Source organism: Synechococcus sp. R3-13, from assembly GCF_047462195.1.
Classification (GTDB): Bacteria; Cyanobacteriota; Cyanobacteriia; order Thermostichales; family Thermostichaceae; genus Thermostichus.
In genome coordinates this window covers 1-919 of record NZ_JANSIO010000046.1, presented here as the reverse complement: position 1 = coordinate 919, position 919 = coordinate 1, and the positions used below count along the sequence as shown (strand labels likewise).

1 protein-coding gene is annotated in these 919 nt (G+C 46.4%); it reads right to left on the bottom strand.

From position 1 onward, the window contains the following. Positions 1-343 precede the first annotated feature (343 nt). Positions 344-919: Uma2 family endonuclease (locus NW856_RS01515; RefSeq protein ID WP_414398738.1), on the bottom strand; the 576-nt coding region annotated here is incomplete at its 5' end.

Sequence of the window (919 nt, the reverse complement as noted above, 5' to 3'; positions counted from 1 at the left end):
GCAAGAAAACCACTGATTTCATCATGTTTCCCTGTGGGTTGCATCTCAACCGCAACTCCGTTGTGTAGTTCGTATCGTCTGTTAGGTTTCCACTCCAGAAACTCAGCAAAAGTCATTGGCTTAGAAGACACAGCATAGGTAGCAGTCATAGTTTTTCCTTCCTTGAATGAGTTAAAACGCCCTAGATACTTCTGCAAACATTGTCGCCCATCTCATCCTTTAATAGTCTTTTATGGCATAGCCGTGTAACCCTAGCCAGAGCCGGATGTAGATATCTAGCAGAATCACTTCAGGCATTCCCAACTTGCCTCATCTACGTTTCAAGTGGGGGAGTAGGTTCTTGTCAGGAGCGTGTTGCATTTGAATCTTGCTCTAATTCAATATCACCGTAAATGTCTGCCAGGGAAAAAGTGATGTTGACAGACGGCAGCGTAGCAACATCATCCAGGGCATGGTAGTCCCTGAAGATCCACTCGACATTTCCCTGGCGGCGGTAGTGTTCTACACTGATTCGAGCTTGGTTAATTAGCAGATACTCCTGTAAAGTTGGGAGAGAGCGATAGGCAGCAAACTTCGCTCCTCTATCGTAGCTTTCGGTGGCAGGCGAGAGCACTTCCACAATTAAGATAGGGTTAGTGACAGTATCCTTGCGCCCTTCTTTAAGCTGAACTGGGTTTTGGATCACCATACCATCGGGATAGACATATTGTTCGAAGGCAGGTATGTAAAGTCTGAGATCACTAGAAAAAACGGAAAAACCCTTGCCTCTTAGCTTAAGCCAAAGTAGGGCATTGACACTGGTAATCAGTTGGCTATGAATGGGTGTGCCGCCAGTTATCTCAATAATTTCCCCATTGCGAAATTCACGGCGGATCCCGCCTGTGGCCTCTGATTCAGCTTCCAGGGCAAAGTATTCCTC